Origin of the sequence: Kitasatospora sp. NPDC088134 (genome assembly GCF_044741705.1) — a bacterium.
In the GTDB taxonomy this organism is placed as follows: domain Bacteria; phylum Actinomycetota; class Actinomycetes; order Streptomycetales; family Streptomycetaceae; genus Kitasatospora.
Map to the genome: position 1 here is coordinate 17,600 of NZ_JBIUTD010000002.1, position 21,883 is coordinate 39,482.

At 73.4% G+C, this 21,883-nt stretch carries 17 protein-coding genes and 1 tRNA gene; 14 read left to right on the forward strand and 4 right to left on the reverse strand.

Annotated features, from left to right (window positions below; all coding sequences use genetic code 11):
* The first annotated feature begins 16 nt into the window (after positions 1–16).
* The 3 genes from ACIOHG_RS03675 to ACIOHG_RS03685 all read left to right on the forward strand — a co-directional run bounded on the left by ACIOHG_RS03675 (position 17) and on the right by ACIOHG_RS03685 (position 4,448).
* Positions 17–1,432, forward strand: a complete 1,416-nt coding sequence (locus ACIOHG_RS03675; RefSeq protein WP_400945739.1) for a penicillin-binding transpeptidase domain-containing protein — start codon at positions 17–19, stop codon at positions 1,430–1,432.
* Positions 1,433–1,503: 71 nt separating this feature from the next.
* Complete coding sequence (locus ACIOHG_RS03680) at positions 1,504–2,907, forward strand: APC family permease (protein ID WP_400944901.1); 1,404 nt, start codon at positions 1,504–1,506, stop codon at positions 2,905–2,907.
* Between the two features lie 11 nt (positions 2,908–2,918).
* Positions 2,919–4,448 (forward strand): N,N-dimethylformamidase beta subunit family domain-containing protein, encoded by a 1,530-nt coding sequence (locus ACIOHG_RS03685; protein WP_400944903.1) that lies wholly within the window; start codon positions 2,919–2,921, stop codon positions 4,446–4,448.
* A 205-nt stretch (positions 4,449–4,653) separates the two neighbouring features.
* On the opposite strand, the gene ACIOHG_RS03690 is transcribed toward ACIOHG_RS03685, so the two are convergent.
* Positions 4,654–6,354, reverse strand: a complete 1,701-nt coding sequence (locus ACIOHG_RS03690; protein ID WP_400944905.1) for a penicillin-binding transpeptidase domain-containing protein — start codon at positions 6,352–6,354, stop codon at positions 4,654–4,656.
* A 150-nt stretch (positions 6,355–6,504) separates the two neighbouring features.
* A complete protein-coding gene (locus tag ACIOHG_RS03695) occupies positions 6,505–8,340 on the reverse strand; it encodes a dolichyl-phosphate-mannose--protein mannosyltransferase (RefSeq protein ID WP_400945741.1) in 1,836 nt (611 codons plus the stop codon).
* 137 nt (positions 8,341–8,477) lie between these two features.
* Between ACIOHG_RS03695 and rsmI the strand changes: the two genes are divergently transcribed.
* The 7 genes from rsmI to ACIOHG_RS03730 all read left to right on the forward strand — a co-directional run bounded on the left by rsmI (position 8,478) and on the right by ACIOHG_RS03730 (position 15,150).
* Positions 8,478–9,323, forward strand: coding sequence for a 16S rRNA (cytidine(1402)-2'-O)-methyltransferase (gene rsmI, locus ACIOHG_RS03700; RefSeq protein ID WP_400944907.1), 846 nt, complete (start codon positions 8,478–8,480; stop codon positions 9,321–9,323).
* 210 nt (positions 9,324–9,533) lie between these two features.
* A complete protein-coding gene (locus tag ACIOHG_RS03705; RefSeq protein WP_400944909.1) occupies positions 9,534–9,947 on the forward strand; it encodes a hypothetical protein in 414 nt (137 codons plus the stop codon).
* A gap of 260 nt (positions 9,948–10,207) precedes the next feature.
* The gene (metG, locus tag ACIOHG_RS03710) at positions 10,208–11,809 is read left to right on the forward strand and encodes a methionine--tRNA ligase (RefSeq protein ID WP_400944911.1); all 1,602 of its coding nucleotides are present in this window, start codon (positions 10,208–10,210) and stop codon (positions 11,807–11,809) included.
* On the forward strand, positions 11,809–12,687 hold the full coding sequence (locus ACIOHG_RS03715; RefSeq protein WP_400944913.1) for a TatD family hydrolase: 879 nt from the start codon (positions 11,809–11,811) through the stop codon (positions 12,685–12,687). Before metG ends, ACIOHG_RS03715 begins: the two co-directional genes overlap by 1 nt.
* A 54-nt stretch (positions 12,688–12,741) precedes the next feature.
* Positions 12,742–13,317: a Uma2 family endonuclease gene (locus tag ACIOHG_RS03720; RefSeq protein WP_400944915.1), complete on the forward strand. Its 576-nt coding sequence runs from the start codon at positions 12,742–12,744 to the stop codon at positions 13,315–13,317.
* Positions 13,318–13,333: 16 nt separating this feature from the next.
* Positions 13,334–14,221 (forward strand): 16S rRNA (adenine(1518)-N(6)/adenine(1519)-N(6))-dimethyltransferase RsmA, encoded by an 888-nt coding sequence (gene rsmA, locus ACIOHG_RS03725; protein WP_400944917.1) that lies wholly within the window; start codon positions 13,334–13,336, stop codon positions 14,219–14,221.
* Positions 14,221–15,150, forward strand: a complete 930-nt coding sequence (locus ACIOHG_RS03730; protein WP_400944919.1) for a 4-(cytidine 5'-diphospho)-2-C-methyl-D-erythritol kinase — start codon at positions 14,221–14,223, stop codon at positions 15,148–15,150. Before rsmA ends, ACIOHG_RS03730 begins: the two co-directional genes overlap by 1 nt.
* Here the strand turns inward: ACIOHG_RS03730 and ACIOHG_RS03735 are convergent.
* A complete protein-coding gene (locus tag ACIOHG_RS03735; RefSeq protein WP_400944921.1) occupies positions 15,131–15,709 on the reverse strand; it encodes a Uma2 family endonuclease in 579 nt (192 codons plus the stop codon). The two genes, ACIOHG_RS03730 and ACIOHG_RS03735, sit on opposite strands and share 20 nt — an antisense overlap.
* 197 nt (positions 15,710–15,906) lie before the next feature.
* Between ACIOHG_RS03735 and ACIOHG_RS03740 the strand changes: the two genes are divergently transcribed.
* Positions 15,907–16,893, forward strand: coding sequence for an aldo/keto reductase (locus ACIOHG_RS03740; RefSeq protein WP_400944923.1), 987 nt, complete (start codon positions 15,907–15,909; stop codon positions 16,891–16,893).
* Between the two features lie 70 nt (positions 16,894–16,963).
* Positions 16,964–18,778, forward strand: coding sequence for an ABC-F family ATP-binding cassette domain-containing protein (locus ACIOHG_RS03745; RefSeq protein WP_400944925.1), 1,815 nt, complete (start codon positions 16,964–16,966; stop codon positions 18,776–18,778).
* A gap of 4 nt (positions 18,779–18,782) precedes the next feature.
* Here ACIOHG_RS03745 and ACIOHG_RS03750 read toward each other — a convergent pair whose 3' ends face one another.
* Entirely contained in the window at positions 18,783–20,615 is a 1,833-nt protein-coding gene (locus tag ACIOHG_RS03750; RefSeq protein WP_400944927.1) for an FUSC family protein, read from the reverse strand.
* Between the two features lie 263 nt (positions 20,616–20,878).
* Here ACIOHG_RS03750 and ACIOHG_RS03755 point away from each other — a divergent pair.
* Together ACIOHG_RS03755 and ACIOHG_RS03760 are read left to right on the forward strand one after the other, a co-directional pair.
* A tRNA-Thr gene (locus ACIOHG_RS03755) sits at positions 20,879–20,951 on the forward strand.
* A gap of 127 nt (positions 20,952–21,078) precedes the next feature.
* Complete coding sequence (locus ACIOHG_RS03760; RefSeq protein ID WP_400944929.1) at positions 21,079–21,738, forward strand: LuxR C-terminal-related transcriptional regulator; 660 nt, start codon at positions 21,079–21,081, stop codon at positions 21,736–21,738.
* Positions 21,739–21,883: the final 145 nt, after the last annotated feature.

A 21,883-nucleotide genomic window follows, 5' to 3' on the forward strand; every position in this document is an offset into this window, starting at 1 on the left:
CTTCTGCGTGCTGCTGATGGTCGCCCTCGCCGTGCAGGCCACCCGGGTGCAGGTCTTCCAGAAGCACGAGCTCGACCACAACAGCGCCAACCAGCGCCCGCTGATCCAGCGCTACGCCCAGCCCCGGGGCAACCTGCTGGTCGCCGGACAGCCCGTCACCGGCTCCGCCCCCACCGGCGGCCGGCTCGCGTACAAGCGCACCTACACCGACGGCGCGCTGTACGCCGCCGTCACCGGCTACTCCTCGCAGACCTACGGCAACACCCAGCTGGAGGGCGTGTACGACGACCTGCTCTCCGGCACCGACCCCGCGCTGGCCGGCTGGGCGGTCTGGGACGCCGTCACCTGCAAGCAGCGGCCCGGCGGCGACGTGGTGACCACCATCGACCCGGCCGCCCAGCGCGCCGCCCTGCAAGGGCTCGGCGGCCAGAAGGGCGCCGTCGCCGCGATCGAACCCGCCACCGGCCGGATCCTCGCCCTCGCCTCCACCCCCAGCTACGACCCCGGCACCTTCGCCGGCACCTCGGCCGCCGACCAGGCCGCCTGGAAGAAGCTCCAGGACGACCCCGACCAGCCGATGCTGAACCGGGCACTGCGGCAGATCTACCCGCCCGGCTCCACCTTCAAGGTGGTCACCGCCGCCGCCGCGCTGGCGAACGGCGTGGTCGCCGACGTCGACGCCCCCACCAACGCCCCCTTCCCGTACGTGATGCCGGGCACCACCACCCCGCTGAACAACGACACCACCGCCTGCGACCGGGCCGGGCTCTCGCTCGACGAGGCGATGACGCTCTCCTGCAACAGCGTCCTGGGGTACCTCGGCGTGCAGACCGGACTCGACCCGATGGTGGCGATGGCGAAGAACTTCGGCTTCGACGACGCCAGGCTCGACATCCCCGTCCGGGCCGCCCGCTCCAACTTCGACACCGCGATGAACAAGTCGCAGCTGGCCCTCTCCTCGATCGGCCAGTACAACACCGCCGCCACCCCGCTGGTGATGGCCATGGTCGCCGCCGGGGCCGCCGCCGACGGCCAGGTGATGTACCCGCAGCTGGTCGACCGGCTCACCGAGGCCGACGGCAGCCAGGTGAAGCTGCTGCGCCCCACCCTCTACCGGCAGGCCTTCGGCGGCGGCGTCGCCAACCAGCTGCGCCGGCTGATGGTCGACGTGGTCGAGAACGGCACCGGCCGCAACGCCCGCATCCCCGGCGCCGAGGTCGGCGGCAAGACCGGCACCGCGCAGCACGGCGTCGACAACTCCGGCACCCCCTACGCCTGGTTCATCGCCTGGGCCCGCCCGGCCGGCTCCACCGCCACCCCGCCGGTCGCCGTCGCCGTGGTCGTCGCCGACAGCCAGGCCGACGAGATCACCGGCGGCGGACTCGCCGCCCCCATCGCCAAGTCCGTCATGCAGGCCGTGCTCGGCCGCTGAGACCCGCCCGCCGAGCCCCGTCCGCCGAGCCCCGTCCGCCGAGACCCGCACCCCAGGAGAACAGGACACCGATGAGCACCACCCGCCTGCTCCGGCGCAAGCCCGTCGACACCCTGATCGCCGAGGCGGGCGGCACCGGCGCCGACCACCTGCGCCGCTCGATCGGACTCTGGCAGCTCGCCGCGATCGGCATCGGCGCCACCGTCGGCACCGGCATCTTCTTCGTCCTCACCACCTCCGTCCCGGAGGCCGGGCCCGCCGTCGTCCTCTCCTTCGTGATCGCCGCCGTCACCGCCGGCCTCACCGCCCTCTGCTACGCCGAACTCGCCTCCGCCATCCCGGTCTCCGGCTCCTCCTACTCGTACGCCTACGCCACCATGGGCGAGGGCGTCGCCTTCGGCGTCGGCGTCTGCCTGCTGATGGAGTACGGCGTCTCCGCCTCCGCGATCGCCGTCACCTGGGGCCAGTACCTCGACCGGTTCACCGACCTGGCCTTCGGCGTCCGGCTGCCCGCCGCGCTCACCGCCCCGCCCGGCGACGGCGGCACGGTCAACCTGCCCGCCGTGGTCCTGGTGCTGCTGGTCACCGTCCTGCTGATCCGCGGCATCGGCGAGTCCGTCAAGGTCAACGCCGTGATGGTGGCGATCAAGCTGACCATCCTGGTGCTGTTCGTCGCCGTCGGCCTGACCGGCTTCAGCGCCGGCAACTTCACGCCCTTCGCCCCCAACGGCTGGGAGGGCGTCCAGACCGCCGCCTCCACCATCTTCTTCTCCTTCATCGGCCTGGACGCCGTCTCCACCGCCGGCGAGGAGGTCCGCGACCCGCGCCGCACCCTCCCGCTGGCCATCCTGATCTCGCTCACCGTGGTCACCCTGCTCTACGTCGCCGTCGCCGTCACCGCGGTCGGCGCCCAGCCCTGGCAGCGGTTCGACGGCCAGGAGGCCGGGCTCGCCCGGATCCTGCAGGACGTCACCGGCCAGAGCTGGCCCGCGCTGGTCTTCGCCGCCGGCGCGATCGTCTCGATCTTCTCCATCACCCTGGTGGTGATCTACGGCCAGACCCGCATCCTGTACGCGATGGGCCGCGACGGCCTCCTCCCGTCCCTCTTCACCGAGGTCTCGCCGCGCACCGGCACCCCCGTCCGGAACACCGTCGTGGTCGGCACCGCCGTCGCCCTGCTCTCCGCGGTCTTCCCGCTCCGGCTGCTCGCCGACCTCACCTCGATGGGCACCCTGTTGGCGTTCACCGCCGTGTCGATCGGCATCGTCGTGCTCCGCCGGACCCGCCCCGACCTGCCGCGCGGCTTCAAGGTCCCGCTCTACCCCGTCACCCCGCTGCTCAGCACCGCGTTCTGCGTCTACCTGATCACCAAGCTGCACCGCGACACCTTCCTCGCCTTCGCCGTCGCCCTGGCCCTCGCCGCCGTCCTCTACTTCGGCTACAGCGCCGGGCACTCGAAGCTGGAACGCGGCTGACCGTCGCTAGGGTGGCCGAGGCACACCGCTCGAACACGGGAGTGACATTGGGCGCCACCGGACGACGCCGCTTCCTCGGACTGGCCGCGGGCGCGGCCGCCGGCCTCACCGCCTGCGGGCCGGGCGGCCACCCCGCCCACCCCGGCGCCACCGGCACCCCCGGCCCCGCGCCCTCCCCGTCCTCTTCCGGGGCCGCCGTCACCGAGAACTCCCGCCCCGGTGACGCCGACTGGCGGATCGTCAACGCCGGACCGGCCCGGGCGATCGAGGGCTGGGCCGACCGGGTCAGCGCCCTGCCCGGCGAACCCGTCGGCCTGCACGTCTCCACCACCGCCCCCGGCTTCACCGTCACCGCCTACCGGATGGGCTGGTACGGCGGCGCCCGGGCCCGCAAGGTCTGGAAGTCCGGCCCGCTCCCCGGCACCGCCCAGGCCCCGCTCACCGTCGACAAGGCCACCCGCACCGTCAGCACCGCCTGGCCCCGCAGCACCACCCTCGACACCACCGGCTGGCCCGAGGGCTGCTACCTGCTCCGCCTCGACACCGACGGCGGCGCCGGCCAGCGCTACGTCCCGCTGACGATCCGCTCCCGCGCCACCGCCGGCACCACCGTGCTCGTCAACGCCGTCGCCACCTGGCAGGCCTACAACGAATGGGGCGGCTACAACCTCTACAACGGCCCCACCGGCGGCCTCCCCACCCGCTCGCTCGCCGTCACCTTCGACCGCCCCTACCAGTACGACGACGGCGCCGGACTCTTCCTGGTCTACGAGGCCCCGCTGCTCGCCCTCGCCGAGAAGCTCGGCATCCCGCTCTCCTACACCACCGGCATCGACCTCGCCGCCGACCCCGCCCTGCTGCACGGCGCCAAGGCGCTGCTCTCGCCCGGCCACGACGAGTACTGGTCCCCCGAACAGCGCGCCCACGTCACCGCCGCCCGCGACGCCGGCACCCACCTCGCCTTCCTCGGCGCCAACTGCTGCTACCGGCGCGTCCGTTACGAACCCTCACCGACCGGCCCCGACCGCACCGTGGTCTGTTGGAAGGGCGCCTGGAAGGACGACCCCGGCTACCGGGCCGGCCACCCCGCCACCACCGACTTCCGCTCCCCGCCCGCCGCCGACCCCGAATCCTCCCTGCTCGGCGTCCTCTACGACGGCTACCCCGTCGACGCCCCCTACGTCGTCACCAACCCCGGCCACTGGCTCCTCGCCGGCACCGGCGCCAAGAACGGCGACAGCTTCCCCCACCTCGTCGGCGTCGAGTACGACCGGGTCGACCCGTCCTTCCCCACCCCCGCCGGCATCGAACTGCTCGCCCACTCCCCGGTGGTCTGCGAAGGCCGCCACTCCTACGCCGACACCGCCCTCTACACCGCCCACAGCGGGGCCCAGGTCTTCGCCACCGGCACCATGCGCTGGGTCGAGTCCCTCGAAGCCACCGGCCCCGCGGGCAACGGCGCCATCCACAACATCGACGGCCGCGCCGGCGACTTCACCCGCCGCGTCACGGAGAACCTGCTCCGCAAGTTCAGCGCCTAGGCGCACACCGGGGCAATCAGGGGCCCGGGGAACGGCGGCGCCGAGGGGCGGGTGGCCGACGGGCCGCGAAGCTCTGACCCCGTTTCGGGCCGAAGGTCTTTGGCCGACGCCCCGTAGCGCCCCGCTGGGTTCCGGCCCCACGCCTCTCGGCCCCGCCGTTCCCCGGGCCCCTGAATTTCTCCCGTCCCGCCTGCCGAAGAGTTCCCTACTTGTTGCCGATGTGCAGGAGCTTGGACACCGCCGGCCCCGCCGCCGCCGCGCCGTGGCCGCCGCCCTGGACCTCCGCGGCGACGGCGAGGTTGCCGGAGTAGGCGGTGAACCAGGAGTTGGTGTCGGCCGAGTTGTCGACCTCCGCGGTGCCGGTCTTCGCGCCGGACCCGGCCGGCAGCGCGGGCTTCACCACGGCGGCAGTACCGCTCTGGACGGTCTTGGTCATCAGGGTGCGCAGATCCTGGGCAACCTGCGGGGAGAGGGTGCGGGCGGCCTTCACCTGGTCCATCCCGGGGACCAGGACGGGCTGCCGGAAGACCCCGGACTGCACGGTCGCCGCGACCGAGGCCATGGCGAGCGGGTTGGTGCGCACCTTGCCCTGGCCGATGAACTCGCTGGCCGCGCCCGCCATGTTGCTCTCGACCGGGATGTCGGTGTCGAAGTTGGACAGGCCGGTCTTCCAGACCAGCCCGAGGCCGAACACGTCCTTGGCGATCGAGGGCAGCGAGTTCGGCTTGAGGACGTCCTTGCCCTTCTCGATGAAGGAGGTGTTGCAGGAGTTCACGAACGCGTCGGTGAGCGTGTAGTCGGGGTGCGCGCCCGGCTCGTCGTTGGTGACGGAGCGTCCGGTGACCATGGTGGTCTCGGGGCAGGGCATCGGGGTGGTCGGCGTGATGCCGGCCTCCAGCAGGGCTGCCGAGGTGAGGATCTTCATGGTGGAGCCGGGCGCGGTGCCGCCGGAGAAGGCCCGGTTCTGGCCGGTCGCGGGGGAGAAGGCGTAGGCCAGGATGTTGCCGGTGCTGGGCTCGACGGCGACCAGCGAGGAGGGCTTGCCCTGGGCGGAGATCGCCGACTCGGCGGCGGCCTGCAGGTCCGCGTCCAGGGTGAGCTTGAGGTTGGGGACGGGCTTCGGCTCCTTGATGGTGAAGAGCTTCTCGGGCGTCCCGGTGCCGCCGTCGTTGGTGATCACCACGCCGCTGCCGGCGTCCTCGGGCTTCCCGCCCTGCGGCGTCGCCGACTTGAGCTGGTTGAGCAGGCCGGTCAGCGATGGGTACCCCGTGAGCGGCTTGTTGTTGCGGTCGGTGACGGTGGACGGCGCGGCGTAGACGGGCTTCACCGCGAGGGTCTGGCCGGTCTTCAGCTTGGGGTGCAGCACGCTCGGCGCCCAGTGCACGGCGGCGGTGTTGTCGCTCATCTTGACCACGCCGAGCACGCCGTCGTAGTTCCACGGGACGCCGGTGTCGGCGAACTCCAGCGAGGCCTTGAAGCTCTCCAGCACCCCGGTCGGCCCGGTCGGCGCACTGGCGCTCGCGGAGGCGCTCGCCGCACCCGAGGGCGCCGCCGAGGCGGACTTGCCCGCGCTGGGGGAGGGCGCCGTGGTGGGGCCGCCGGCCGTCAGGTGGACGGCGCTGGGCTTGACCGAGGTCTGGAAGGCCTGCAGCGCGGCCTGCGCCCGGTCCGGGTCGTCGGTGAGCTTCGCGGCGCCGGCCAGGTCGCCCTTGCCCCAGGCGTCCAGGAAGGCCTTGGCGCCGGACGCGGCCAGTTCGGGGCTGGGAGGCTCGGCGACCACGGTGCGGGGCTTGGGCGCCTCGGCCTTGCCGGAGCCGCCGGAGACCAGGGCGTACGCGCCGTAGCCGCCGCCGACGAGCAGCACCGCGGCGGTCGCGGCGACACCGATCTTCGCGCCCTTGTTCACGTGGAGTCCCCCAGGGTGAGTCGTGGCCGTCGACAGTCAGCGGCCACGACACCATAAACGGGCACCATCCGTGCACTCACGACACGCCCCCCGTTTGTGACAGTTCCGGTACATGTCGACGGGTGTGGCCGCCGACCGGGCCGGGCCCGGTCAGATCCAGGTGCTGAGCCACATCCGGGCCCGCCAGTCCGGCATCGGGATCGTCTCGCCGGTGAACAGCGGGAAGAAGTACAGGAAGTTCCACATGATCGCGGCGACCAGCAGGCCCGCCCCGGTGGCGCCGGCCAGCCGGCGGTCGGGGGAGGCGTCGGCGGGGCCGAGCAGCGCGCCGACCATCATCGTCACGGCCAGCACCAGGAACGGGACGAAGCAGACCGCGTAGAACAGGAAGATGGTGCGCTCCTGGTACAGGAACCAGGGCAGGTAGCCGGCCGCCAGGCCGCACAGCACCGCGCCGGCCCGCCAGTCGCGGCGCAGCAGCCAGCGGTACAGGCAGTAGAGCACCGCGGCGATGCCGGCCCACCACAGGAACGGGGTGCCGATCGCCAGCACCTCGCGGGCGCACTCGGTGGTGGTGCAGCCGGCCTGGCCGTTCTTCGGGGACTCGTAGAAGAACGAGACCGGGCGGCCGAGGACCAGCCAGCTCCACGGGTTGGACTGGTAGGTGTGCGGGCTGTGCAGGTGGGTGTGGAACTCCCAGACCTCGTGGTGGTAGTGCCACAGGCTGCGCACCCACTCCGGGATCCAGGGGTAGTCGGTGCTGCGCCCGGTCGCCCAGTTGCGGTAGTAGCCGCCCTGGCCGGGCTCGGTGGAGGAGGCGATCCAGCCGCTCCAGGACACCAGGTAGGTGACCAGCGCGGAGGCGCCGATGGTCAGGCCGGACCAGAAGAGGTCCCAGCCGCCGCGCAGCATGACCAGCAGCAGGGCGATCCGGCGCTGCAGCCATGGCGCGGACGACCCGGGCGCGGCCAGCTCGTCGAGCGGGGTCCGCAGGCGGCCGCCGACCAGGCGGCGGGCCGAGGACTCCCAGAGGGCGGTGAGCAGCACGAAGGCGAGGATCGCCGGGCCGCCGCTCCACTTGGTGCCCATCATCAGACCCAGGCAGACGCCGGCGGCGATCCGATAGGGGCGCCACCCGAGGACCCACCAGCCGCCGTCCAGGCCCCGCGCGGCCCGCTCGGCGATCAGCGCCCGGCTGCGGTCCCGGTCGATCAGCAGCAGGCCGAACGCGGCGAGGAACCAGAACATCACGATCAGGTCGAGGATCGCGGTGCGGCTGAGCACGAAGTGCAGGCCGTCCACGGAGAGCAGCAGCCCGGCCACGCAGCCCAGCAGGGTCGAGCGGAACATCCGGCGGGCGATCCGGGCGATCATCAGCACCGACAGGGTGCCGAGCACGGCGACCATGGATCGCCAGCCGAACGGCGTCATGTGGAACAGCCACTCGCCCAGGCCGATGATCCACTTGCCGACCGGCGGGTGCACCACGTAGGCCGCGTCCGGGCGCGGCGAGACGAACGGGTTGGGCGCGGTGATCAGGCCGTTGGCGTCGTCGGGCCAGTTCGTCTCGTAGCCGCCGTGCCAGACCGTGTACGCGTCCTTGGCGTAGTACGTCTCGTCGAAGATCAGCGCGTGCGGGTTGCCGAGGTTCACGAAGCGCAGCACGCCGGCGAAGACCGCGACCAGCAGCGGGCCGAGCCAGCCGGACCAGCGGCACAGCCAGGACCAGAGCGGCGCGGGGACCCGCAGGCCGAGCCGGGCCAGCAGCGGGGACGGCTCGACCACGGCGGGGGTCACGCCCGGGCCGTCCGGCATCGGCGGCACCAACTGCTCGTCCAGCGGCGGGCGGCGCGGTGCGCGGTAGCCCGCGCCGACCAGGGCACGGGCCCATCGGGAGGCCGGTCCGCTCTCCGCGCGCGGCGCCGGAACGGCGGCCGGGTCGGCCGAATCCAGCACGGTCACGCCGCCCCGCTCGGGGTGGTCCATACCACTCTCCATGTCGCCGTTCACGGCCACATCGTAGGGGCAACGGCGGAAGTCACAAGGGGCACCCACCGGCCCCGGTCCGGGCCGGGGCGCGGCCGTCCTGCCCAGCACCGCTCCGGGTAGGGGAGGATGGTGCCGTGACTGGTGTTCTCGTACTGGCAGGTACCCCCATCGGCGACGTCGAGGACGCGCCGCCCCGACTGCGCGCCGAACTCGCCGGGGCCGACGTGATCGCGGCCGAGGACACCCGGCGGCTGCGCCGGCTGACCCAGGCGCTCGGCGTGGTCCCGGCCGGCCGGGTGGTCTCCTACTTCGAGGGCAACGAGGTCGGCCGCACTCCCGAGCTGGTCGCCGCGCTGCTGGACGGCTCCCGGGTGCTGCTGGTCACCGACGCCGGCATGCCCTCGGTGTCCGACCCCGGCTACCGGCTGGTGGACGCGGCGGTGGCCGCCGGGATCAAGGTGACGGCGGTGCCCGGGCCGTCCGCGGTGCTGACGGCGCTGGCGCTGTCCGCGCTGCCGGTCGACCGGTTCACCTTCGAGGGCTTCCTGCCGCGCAAGGCCGGCGACCGGTCCCGGCAGCTCGCCCAGGTCGCCGCCGAGCCGCGCACCATGGTGTTCTTCGAGGCCCCGCACCGGATCGCCGAGACGCTGGCGGCGATGGCCGAGGCGTTCGGCGCCGACCGGCCCGCCGCGGTCTGCCGGGAGCTGACCAAGACCTACGAGGAGGTCCGGCGCGGCCCGCTCGGCGAGCTGGCCGCGTGGGCGGCCGAGGGCGTCCGGGGCGAGATCACCGTGGTGGTGGCCGGCGCCCCGCCGGCCGCCCCCGAGGAGGTCGGCCCTGCCGAGCTGGCCCGGCTGGTCGCCGTCCGCGAGGAGGCCGGGGAGCGCCGCAAGGAGGCGATCGCGGCGGTCGCGGTCGAGCTGGGCCTGCGCAAGTCGATCGTCTTCGACGCCGTGGTGGCCGCCAAGCACGCGCCCTGACCGGCGCGAAACACCATGTGCTGATCGGCTTGTATGGCAATGGCCGGATTCGCGCGTACGTTGGAATGAGCACCCCAGCGGAGGGCCAATTCGGGACCAAGACTTGGCAAGCCGGGCATCGGACGGAGCCTCCCGGGCATTCCCTGGGATGGAAAGACCCGCACCGGACCCCAGGTCCGGTGCCGGGCTCCGAGCGAAGCGAGGTGGCGCATGAGCGACACGATCGACAGCCCCCGGAACGGCGGAGAACCCAGCGGACTCGGCGTGGCCAGCAGGCCGCGCACCGTCGTGGAGACGGTCCGCGAGGCCTACTCCTTCGCCTGCCTCAACTGCGGCTACGGCTGGGAGCAGGCCTACGACATCGAGCACCACGTCGGCCGCGACGGCCGCACCGTGGTGGAGTACAAGGCGAACGGCGTGCGGGTGCCCTCGCCGCTGCGCGAACTGGTCTGCCCGGGCTGCGGCGGTGAACGCGTCCGGATCATGCGGGCCGGCCGGGTCGCCGGCGTCGCCACCCTGCCGGCCCCCGGCTGGCCCCCCACCGCCGAACCCGAGGGCCCCCCGGAACCCACCCGCCTCCGGGCCCGCCGCCGCCTCTTCTTCCGCTTCCGCCGCACCGACTGACCCCGCTGGCCCCGCCCGGGCCGGGCCGGGCCGACGAAAGTCCCGGGCTCCGCCAGGGCGCGTCGGACTCGGCCAGGACGCGCCCGGGGGTGCGGAGCATGCGGGTCGGACGTGTGCTCGGCGATGGTCCGGGAGCCGTGCGGCGGCTCGAACCGGTGGTAACGCCCCCGGTCGGCGCGCGGGTCGAGCACCGGGTCCGAGCGGTGAACGCAGGGCCCGAGAGAACGGACGAGGCGGCCGGACCACTAGGATTCCGGGGTATGGCGGCCCCGGAAGAGCACACCAGCACCGACGCGTACTACGTCACCACCCCGATCTACTACGTGAACGACCGGCCCCACCTGGGGCACGCGTACACCACCGTCGCGGGTGACGTGCTGACCCGCTGGCACCGCCAGCGCGGCGAGGACGTCTGGTACCTCACCGGCACCGACGAGCACGGCCAGAAGATCCTGCGCACCGCCGAGGCCAACGGCGTCACCCCGCAGCAGTGGTGCGACCAGCTGGTCGAGGAGGCCTGGAAGCCGCTCTGGGAGCACCTGCGGATCGCCAACGACGACTTCATCCGCACCACCCAGGCCCGGCACACCGACCGGGTCCAGGAGTTCGTCCAGGACCTGTACGACAAGGGCGAGATCTACCGGGGCAGTTACACCGGCCCGTACTGCGTCGGCTGCGAGGAGTACAAGCTCCCCGGCGAACTGCTGCCCGGCGCGACGGACGCGGAGAAGCTCTGCCCCGTCCACAAGCGCCCCGTCGAGTGGCTGGAGGAGGAGAACTACTTCTTCCGGCTCTCCGCGTACGGCCCGAGGCTGCTGGAGTTCTACGCCGCCCACCCGGACTTCATCCAGCCCGCCTCCGCCCGCAACGAGGTGCTGCGCTTCGTCGAGCAGGACCTCAAGGACCTGTCGATCTCCCGCTCCACCTTCGACTGGGGAGTCCCGCTGCCCTGGGACGACAAGCACGTCCTGTACGTGTGGGTCGATGCCCTGCAGAACTACATCACCGCGGCCGGCTACGGCACCGACCCCGAGCGCTTCGCCCGGCTCTGGCCCGCCTCCGTGCACCTGGTCGGCAAGGACATCCTGCGCTTCCACGCCGTCATCTGGCCCGCCATGCTGATGGCCGCCGGACTGCCGCTGCCGCGCCGGGTGGTCGCCAACGGCTGGCTGATGGTCGGCGGCGAGAAGATGAGCAAGTCCAACCTGACCGGCATCGCACCCACCGACCTGACCTCGCACTTCGGCGTCGACGCGTACCGCTACTACTTCCTGCGGGCCATCCCGTTCGGCACCGACGGGTCGTTCTCCTGGGAGGACTTCACCGCCCGCTACACCTCCGAACTCGCCAACGACTTCGGTAACCTGGCCTCCCGGGTCGCCGCCATGGTCGGCAAGTACTTCGACGGCGCGCTCCCCGCCGCCACCGCGCCCGGCCCCGCCGAACAGGCCCTCGCCGACGCACTGGTGAAGGCCACCGCCGAGGCCGACCGGAAGATCGGCGAGGAGCTCGACTTCGCGGGCGGCATCGCGGCCGTCTTCGAGTTCGTCAAGCTGGTCAACGGCTACCTCACCGAGCAGGAGCCCTGGAAGGCCGCCAAGTCCCCCGACGGGCAGGACCGGCTCGCCACCGTTCTGTACACCGCCGCCGAGGCGCTGCGGGCCACCGCCGTCCTGCTCAATCCGCTGATGCCGGACTCCGCCGCCAAGCTCTGGGCCTCGCTCGGCGCCGAGCCCGCGCTCGGCGCGCTCGCCGAGCAGCGGATCGCCACCGTCGCCGACTGGGGGCGGCTGCCCGCCGGGGTCACCGTCACCAAGGGTGAGATCCTCTTCCCCCGACTCGAAGAGAAAGCAGTCTCCTGATGGCCGGCAAGAAGGAACAGGACCGCACCCCGCCGCCGCTCCCCGAGCCGCTCGCGGTCCCCGTCGCCGACTCGCACACCCACCTCGACATGCAGTCCGGCACCCCCGCCGAGGGGCTGGCCCGGGCCGCGTCGGTCGGCGTGACCACCGTGGTCCAGGTCGGCTGCGACGTCCCCGGCTCGCGCTGGGCCGCCGACCTCGCCGCGCAGTACGAGCAGGTGCACGCCGCCGTCGCCCTGCACCCCAACGAGGCCCCGCGGATCTTCCTCGGCGACCCCGACGGTTGGTCCGGGCAGCGCCGCGCCCCCGGCGGCCAGAAGGCCCTGGAAGAAGCCCTCGCCGAGATCGACCGCCTCGCCGCCCTCCCGCACGTCCTGGCCGTCGGCGAGACCGGCCTCGACTACTTCCGCACCGGCCCCGAGGGCGTCGACCTGCAGAAGGAGTCCTTCCGCCGGCACATCGAGATCGCCAAGCGGCACGGCAAGGCCCTGGTCATCCACGACCGCGACGCCCACGACGACGTCATCGCCCTGCTCCTCGAAGAGGGCGCCCCCGAACGCACCGTCTTCCACTGCTACTCCGGCGACGCCGCGATGGCCCGCACCTGCGCCGAACACGGCTGGTACCTCTCCTTCGCCGGCCCCGTCACCTACAAGGCCAACCACCCCCTCCGCGAAGCCCTCACCGCCACCCCCCTCGACCGCGTCCTGATCGAGACCGACGCCCCCTTCCTCCCCCCCCACCCCTACCGCGGCCGCCCCAACGCCCCGTACCTGATCCCGGTCACCCTGCGCGCGATGGCCGACCACCTGGCCCTGGGCGAGGACGAGTTGGCGACGGCGATCGCGGCGAACACGGCCCGAGCCTTCGGCTACTGAGCGCATCCGGATGGCGGGCGTGCTCGTTAGCATGGAGGCAGTGAGGAGGCTGTGATGACCGCCGAACCGATCGACTGGATGCGCCCGCCCTCCAACGGCTGGACGTACGACCAGCTCAGCGTGATCGATCTGCCGTTCAAATGGGAACTGGTGGACGGAGCGATCGTGGTCCGTGGGCAGACGAAGTGGTGGCATGACCGGGTGCGCAACGAGCTGTACTCGGCGCTTCGGGGGGCTCGGGTCGAGCCCTATGTCGCGGACGCCGAGAGGTGCGTTCTGTTCGACGAGTACACCGTCCTCCTGCCCGATGTCGTCGTCTTCGACAAGACCGGCTTGAACGTGTTCGAGCTGGAGTGCACTCCGCCCGAGTCGGTAGTCCTGGCCGTTGAGGTGGTGTCGCCCGGCTCACGTGTCATGGACCGCTTCAGCAAGCCCGGAATGTACGCCGAGAAGGGCATCCCCTCCTACTGGCGTGTCGAGCGCGGTGACGACGACCTGCCCGTCGTCCACGAGTTCCGGCGTGACGAGTTGCAGGGCGTCTACCTCCCCGTCGCCGTGCACGAAGGGTTGCTCCGCACCGAGCTGCCGTTCCCCGTCGAGATCGACCTCAAGCAGTTGGTGGAGCTCTGAGCCTTATCCTTGGCGGGTGAGCACCACCGAACCCACCTCTGACGGCCACCTGCTGGGAGCCGCCGACATCCGTGCGCTGGCCGAGGCGTTCGGCGTGAAGCCGACCAAGCAGCGCGGGCAGAACTTCGTCATCGACGGGAACACCGTGCGGCGGATCGTCCGGGCGGCGGGGGTGACGGACGAGGACGCGGTGGTCGAGGTCGGGCCGGGGCTCGGGTCGCTGACGCTGGCGCTGCTGGAGGTGGCGCGGCACGTCACGGCGGTGGAGATCGACCCGGTGCTGGCCCGGCACCTGCCGGACACCGTCAAGGGCCGGATGCCCGCCAAGGCGGACGGCTTCGACCTGGTGCTCAGCGACGCGATGGAGGTCACCGAGCTGCCCGGCCCCGCGCCGACCGCGCTGGTGGCGAACCTGCCGTACAACGTCGCCGTCCCGGTGCTGCTGCACATGCTGGAAACCTTCCCCAGCATCGAGCGCACCCTGGTGATGGTGCAGAGCGAGGTCGCCGACCGGCTCGCCGCCAAGCCCGGCAACAAGGTGTACGGCGTGCCGTCCGTGAAGGCCAACTGGTACGCGGACGTGAAGCGCGCCGGGGCGATCGGCCGGAACGTGTTCTGGCCCGCGCCGAACGTCGACTCCGGCCTGGTCTCGCTGATCCGCCGCGACCCGCCGGTCACCACCGCCACCCGCCGCGAGGTGTTCGCCGTGGTCGACGCCGCGTTCGCGCAGCGCCGCAAGACCCTGCGGGCCGCCCTCGCGTCCTGGGCCGGCTCACCCGCCGCCGCCGAGGAGGCGCTGCGCGGCGCCGGCATCGACCACACGCTGCGCGGCGAGATGCTGACGGTGGAGCAGTTCGCCGCGATCGCCGAGCACAAGCCGAAGTCCCAGCCCCAGGAGCAGTGATGGTCACCGTCCGCGTCCCCGCCAAGGTCAACGTGCAGCTCGGCGTCGGCGGGGTCCGTCCCGACGGCTACCACGACCTGGCGAACGTCTTCTTCGCCGTCGCGCTCGGCGACCAGGTCACCGCCACCCCGGGCGAGGGCGTCACGCTCAGCTGCACCGGGCCGGACGCGGCCGCCGTCCCGCTCGACGACAGCAACCTGGCCGCCCGCGCCGCCCGCCTGCTCGCCGCCCACCACGGCCTCGCCGACCCGGGCGTGCACCTGCACATCGACAAGGCGATCCCGGTGGCCGGCGGCATGGCCGGCGGCAGCGCGGACGGTGCCGCCGCGCTGCTCGCCTGCGACGCGCTGTGGGGGCTGGACACCCCGTTCGAGACCCTGCTCGCACTCGCCGCCGAACTCGGCTCCGACGTCCCGTTCGCGCTGCTCGGCGGCGTCGCGCTGGGCCGCGGCCGGGGCGAGCTACTGGAACCGCTGCCGGTCACCGGCATCTTCCACTGGGTGTTCGCGGTCGCCGACGGCGGACTCTCCACCCCGGCCGTCTACCGTGAGTGCGACCGCCTGAGGGAAGAAGCCGGCCTGGGATCGTCCGCCGCTGACATCCCGGACCCGGACGCCGACCCCGCCCTGCTCGCCGCCCTCGCCGCCGGCGACCCCGTCGCCCTCGCCGCCGCCCTCACCAACGACCTGCAGGCCGCCGCCGTCTCGCTGCGCCCCTCGCTCGCCGCCACCCTGCGGGCCGGCACCGAGGCCGGCGCCCTGGCCGCCCTGGTCTCCGGCTCCGGCCCCACCTGCGCCTTCCTCGCCAAGGACGCCGACGCCGCCACCACCCTCGCCGCCGCCCTCCGCACCTCCGGCACCTGCCGCACCGCCCACCCCACCCACGGCCCGGTCCCGGGCGCCCAGGTGGTCAGCGCACCCAGGCCTTGAACGCCTCGGTGTCCAGGGTGATCCCGACCGGGTCGGGCAGCACGGCGGGCTTGCCGAAGGGCCGCCGCACCAGGCTCACGTACTGGCCGTCCTCGGGCTCGCTGTGCACCAGCACCTCGCAGCTGTCCCGGTCGACCAGCAGGTAGACCGGGATGCCGGTCTCGGCGTAGGCCCGCGGCTTCTCGTCCCGGTCGCGGCGGTCGGTGTCGCTGTCGTACGAGGTCACCTCGACGACCATGACGACCTGGTCGGGGTCGGCCCACTCACCTTGGCCGGCGAAGTTTCCGTCGGGGGCGAGCACGCCGTCCGGCTTGGCGTTGCCCTTGCGGTAGGTCTCCACCCGCAGGCCGCGTTCGGGGTACAGCCACAGGTCGGGGCGTTGCTGCATGCACTGCTTCATCACCCAGCGGATGATCTCGTCGTGGTCGCCGTCGGGCACCGCCTTGACTCCGATCCGTCCGTGGATGAACTCCATCCGGACACCCTCGCGCTCGGCCGCCAGCGCGATGCGCTCGAACTCCTCGGCCAGCATCTGCGGCCGGTTCTCCACCGCCGTCATCACAACCTCCGGCTCACCGTCGTGGTCCTCGCACGGTACCGCGCCGCGGCGACGGGCAGGGAGACGACGGGCGCCCGCCGTCCGCCGTGCGCGGGTGGTGGTTCAGACCTCTGCTTGACCTGGAGCGCGCTCCGGGTTCCAGACTCGTGGACGCGGCCCGCACCGGGCGGGTCGCGGAGACGAGGGGAATCCCGGCCATGCGCAAGCGCACCATCGGTACCGATCCGCGGACCCGGCGCGAGGTCAGCGTGCTCAGCCTGGGGGCGATGCTGTTCGGCACGCTCACCGACGAGGCGACCTCCTTCGCGGTGCTGGACCGGTACGTCGAGGCGGGCGGCACGTTCGTCGACACCGCCAACAACTACGCGTACTGGCAGGACGGCAGCCAGGGCGGCGTCAGCGAAGAGGTGATCGGGCGGTGGCGGGCCAGTCGCGGGATCACCGACGAGGTGGTGATCGCCACCAAGCTCGGCGCCCGCCCGAAGGCCCCCGGCACCGGGTTCGTCGAGAACGGCGAGGGCCTGTCCGCCGAGGTGATCCGGACCTCCTCGGAGGCCAGCCGGAAGCGTCTCGGCGTCGACAAGCTCGACCTGCTGTACGCGCACATCGAGGACCGGACGGTGCCGCTGGCGGAGACCGTGCACGCGTTCGGGGAACTGGTGAACGAGGGGACGGTCGGCCTGCTCGGCGTCTCCAACCACTGGTCCTGGCGGGTCGAGCGGGCCCGCAACCTCGCCGCGCAGGCGGGCCTGCCGGGGTACGAGGTGCTCCAGTACGGGCACAGCTACCTGCGGCGGCGCGGTGACCTGCCCGGCCTGACCTGCGCGGACGGCGACCAGGCCGCCGTCCAGGGCGACCTGATCACGTACCTGAAGGAGAGCCCGGAGCTGACCCTGGTCGCCTACTCGCCGCTGCTCGGCGGCGGCTACGTCCGGGCGGACAAGCCGCTCGGCCCGTCCTTCGACCACGCCGGCACCCCCACCCGGCTCGCCGCGCTCGACACCGTGGCCCGGGAGACCGGCGCCACCCGCAACCAGGTCGTGCTGGCCTGGCTGCTCGGCGGCGAACTCCCGGTCATCCCGCTGGTCGGCGCCTCCTCGGTGGCGCAGCTGGACGAGAGCCTGGCCGCGCTCGACCTGGAACTGACCGCCGAACAGCGGGCGTTGCTGGACGCCGCCCGGTAGGACGGGGAGCACGGCCGCGCGGCACTAGGCTGGAGGTTCGTTACAGCCCCTTCCTCAGGAGTGCAGCTTCGTGGCCGTCAACCTCGCCACCATCGAGTCCGTCACCAAGGTGTACGGCACCAGGGCCCTGCTGGACGGGGTCAGCCTCGGCGTCAGTGAGGGCGACCGGATCGGCGTGGTGGGCCGCAACGGCGACGGCAAGACGACGCTGATCCGGATGCTGGCGGGGCTGGAGGAGCCCGACAGCGGGCGGGTCACCCACTCCGGCGGGCTGCAGATGGCGGTGCTCACCCAGCACGACTCGCTGGACCCGGAGGCCACCATCCGGCACGAGGTGATCGCCGACCGGGCCGACCACGAGTGGCTGGGCGACGCCCGGATCCGCGACATCATCCAGGGCCTGTTCGGCGGCCTCGACCTGCCGGGCTTCCCGAACGGCCTGGACACCGTGATCGGCCCGCTCTCCGGCGGCGAGCGCCGCCGGATCGCGCTCGCCAAGCTGCTGCTCGGCGAGCCCGATCTGGTGGTGCTGGACGAGCCCACCAACCACCTCGACGTCGAGGGCATCGCCTGGCTCGCCAAGCACCTGCAGAACCGCCGCTCCGCGCTGGTCTGCGTCACCCACGACCGGTGGTTCCTCGACCAGGTCTGCACCCGGATGTGGGACGTCCAGCGCGGCGAGGTCCGGGAGTACGAGGGCGGCTACTCGGACTACGTGTTCGCCCGCGCCGAGCGCTCCCGGATCGAGGCCACCGAGGAGCAGAAGCGGCAGAACCTGGCCCGCAAGGAGCTGGCCTGGCTGCGCCGCGGCGCCCCGGCCCGGACCTCCAAGCCGCGCTACCGGATCGAGGCCGCGAACGCGCTGATCGCGGACGTGCCGGAGCCGCGCGACAAGTCCGAGCTGATGAAGTTCGCCAACGCCCGCCTCGGCCGCACCGTCTTCGACCTGGAGGACGTGACCGTCAAGGCCGGCGACAAGCTGCTGCTGGAGCAGCTGACCTGGCAGCTCGGCCCGGGCGACCGGATCGGCCTGCTCGGCGTCAACGGCGCCGGCAAGACCTCGCTGCTGCGCGCCATGCAGGCCGCGTACGCGACCGAGGGCGACGTGCAGCCGGCCGGCGGCGTGATCAAGGTCGGCAAGACCGTCCGGCTCGCCTACCTTTCCCAGGAGGTCGCCGAGCTCGACCCGGCCACCCGGGTGCTGCAGGCCGTCGAGCAGGTCCGCGGCCGGGTCGACCTCGGCAAGGGCCGGGAGATGAGCGCCGGGCAGCTGTGCGAGCAGTTCGGCTTCGGCAAGGACAAGCAGTGGACGCCGGTCGGCGACCTCTCCGGCGGCGAGCGGCGCCGGCTCCAGCTGCTGCGGCTGCTGATGGACGAGCCGAACGTGCTGTTCCTCGACGAGCCCACCAACGACCTCGACATCGAGACCCTCAACCAGCTGGAGGACCTGCTCGACGGCTGGCCGGGCTCGATGGTGGTGATCAGCCACGACCGGTTCTTCATCGAGCGCACCACCGACACCTGCTACGCGCTGCTCGGCGACCGCCGGATGCGGATGCTGCCGAACGGCGTCGACGAGTACCTGGAGCGCCGCACCGCGATGGCCGAGGCCGCCGCGGCCGCTGCCGCCGCCCAGGTCCCGGCCGCCGCCGCGGACCCCTCCGGCCTCTCCGCCGGCGACCTGCGGGCCGCCAAGAAGGAGATGCAGAAGCTGGAGCGGCAGATCGCCAAGCTGGACCAGCAGGAGTCCAAGCTGCACACCCAACTCGCCGAGCACGCCGCCGACTTCTCCAAGGTCGCCGAGCTGGACGGGCAGCTGCGCAAGGTCCGCGAGGAGAAGGAGGAGCTGGAGCTGGCCTGGCTGGAGCTGGCCGACCAGGTCTGAGCGCTCACCCCGCCAGCAGCTGGTCAAGCTCGTCGGCGGCCCGGGCCAGCGCGCTGCGGTCCGGGTCGTGCGGGCCGGTCGGCCGCTCGGTCCGCCCGGCCGGCGGCCGGTGCGCCCGGGCCGCCCCGGTCAGCCGGTCCAGCGCGTCCAGCACCCGTGCCACCACGGCCGGTTCGGGCTCCCGCCCGCCGTAGCGCAACTGGGCGGCGTACGCGGCCACCGCCCCGGACAGCCGCTCCAGGGCGGCCGTCGCGGGCAGCCACCGCTCGGCCAGCCGCCCGGCCGGCGGCGGCTCGGACAGGCCCAGGGCCACCTGCTGCCGGGCGTCCGCCAGCGCCCGGTACGCCGTCCGGCGCAGCCACACCTGGGCCACCGGCTCGTCCCGGCCCGCCACCACCGAGGCCAGGTAGGCGCGGACGGCCGCGGCGGCGGCCACGATGCCCGGCTCGATCCGGTGCGGCGGGCGCTCCGGCCACAGCAGGTAGCCGAAGACCAGCACGATCGCACTGGCCAGCACGGTGTCCAGCACCCGGGGCCAGAACTCGGCGGCCCCGCTCCCGCCGCCGAGCTGCACCAGCAGCAGCGCCACCGGCGTGATCACCGCGGTGTTCAGCCCGTAGTGCGCGGCCGCCGAGTACGGCAGCAGCGCCACGCAGCCCGAGACGACCGCCGCCAGCACCCAGGAGTCGGTGGTCAGGGCCAGCAGCACCGCCGTCACCGCGACGCCCAGCACCGTGCCCAGCGCCCGGCTGACGGCGCGCTGGAACACCGAGCCCAGGTCCGGCTTCAGGACGAACGCCACCGTCATCGGCACCCAGTAACTGCGCTCCAGTGTCAGCCCGTTGACCACCGCCTCGGCGACCGCCACGCACAGCGCCACCCGCAGGCCGTAGCGCACCGAGCCGCGGGAGAGCAGCCGGGCCCGCAGCCGCCACGGGTCGGGCGGCGGCGGGGCGGCGGTGCCCAGCGCGGCCGGGCGGCCCGCCACGGTGTCGGCGGCGGCCCGCAGCGCGGTGTCGAAGGCCGTCCGGGACGGGGTGTCCGGCACCCAGTCCGGATACCGCGGCTCGGGGCCGCCGGTGATCTGCGCCGCCAGCCGGACCGGCAGCTCCGCCACCTCCGGCGGCACCGGCCGCCAGGCCCAGAGCAGCCCCGCCGCGGCCTCGGTCGCGCCGAGCGCCGCCTCGTACGAGCGCCGCAGCCGGCCCAGCCGCTCCGACTCGGCCCGGCCCGGCCGGAGCGGCGGCAGCAGGTCCTGCAGGTGGTTGAGCCGCCCGGTCAGCAGGCGGCGGGCCGCCGGGCCCTCCGCGGTGCCGAGCGCGGCCAGCAGGCCGCCGAGCGCGGTGTAGACGTCGGCGAGGGCCCGGGCGCGCGGATCGGTCCGGACGTCGGTGCGGTAGCGCAGGCCCAGCAGCAGCACCAGGGCCGCGCCGCACGGCAGCATCGCGGGCGCCGCCCACCACGGGTGCGGCAGCGCCATCCCGCCGCCCAGCGCGGCCGAGACCAGCAGCAGCATCCCGGCCGCCGAGCCGCGCGGGCCGGTCGCGGAGAGCGCCCCGCCCGCGAAGCCGACGACCGTCAGCGCCGCCCCGGTCGGCAGGCCGCCCGCGCCGGCGTGCTGCAGGCCCGCCCCGATCAGCATCCCGCCGGTGGACGCGGCCAGCGCCAGCCCGATCCGCGGCGCCCGCAGCCGCAGCGGCTCCACCCGGTCGTTCATCGTCGCGTGCAGCGCCCCGAGCGCCGCGAACACCCCGAGGTCCAGCCGCCCGCCCAGCAGCCCCGCGAACAGCGGCACCGCCGTCCCCAGCGCGGCCCGCACCATCGGCCCCCACGCCACCGCCGGCCGGCTCGGCCGCAGCGCCAGCGCCCACCAGGCGGACCCCGTCCGGGGAGCACGACCGCGGCCGGGAGCTGACACAGGATCACGCGCCTTCGCTGCAATGGAGTTCGCGGCTGCTGGGCGACATTGCACGGCAGATCGGGTCTTCTCGGGCAGTTTAGCCCTCCGACCTGGCGGAAGCGGATTTCCCAACGGGTCGGGCGAGCATGTAATGTCTTCCTCGTCGCAAGGGGAAGCCGCGAGGTGGAACCGAGCAACAAGCCCCTATAGCTCAGTCGGTAGAGCGTCTCCATGGTAAGGAGAAGGTCTGCGGTTCGATTCCGCATGGGGGCTCGGAACCAGAAGGCTCCGCCGTGAGGCGGGGCCTTCCGCGTTTTCCCGGAGGGTCCTCTGGCGGGCCGGGCGATTGTGCGCTGTGATGGTGCGTCGGTCGGTCGGCCGGACCGGGGAGGTGGCGGGGATGAGTGCGCGGCTCGTGGTGGCGGACGACCACCGGTTGATGGCCGAGGCCCTGGGGTCCGCCCTGCAGCAGCGCGGGCACCGGGTGCTGGGCGTCGGATCGCCGTGCGCCGGAGTGCTCGACCTGGTCGCGGGACGCCGCCCCGAGGTCTGCCTGCTCGGCACCGGGGACCGGCCGGAGGACCCGTTCGAACCGCTGCGCCGACTGCGCCGGGAGCGGCCGGAGATCGCCGTCGTGGTGCTCGGCCCGCTGGGCGCGCCGGCCCGGGTGGCGGCGGCGTTCGCCGCGGGCGCGGTCGGCTACGTGCGCAGTGACGAGCGGATCGACGTGGTGGACCGGGCGATCGCCCGGGTGCGGGCCGGGGAGGCAGCGGTCGCGGTCGACGTGCTGCGGGCCGCCTTCGACCACCTGCTGTGGCCGGTCGCCGAGCCGGACGACGAGGCGGTCCGGCTGCTGCGCCTGCTCACCCGCCGGGAGGTCCAGGTGCTGGCACGGATCGCGGACGGCGAGGACACCGCGGCGATCGCCGCCGCCATGCGGATCGCCCCGTCCACCGCCCGGACGCACGTGCAGCGGGTGCTCACCAAGCTGGGCGCGCGCTCCCGACTGGAGGCGGCGGCGCTCGCCGCCCGGACCGGCCTGCTCGACCAACTGGCCTGAGAACCAGGGAACTTGCAGGCACGCGGACGGGAGAGATCAGGGGCCCGGGGAACGGCGGGGCCGAGAGGCTTCGGGTCGGGGCACGGTGGGGCGCGACGGGGCTGTCGCCGAGGACCTCCGACCCGGAACGGGGTGGCGCCCAGCG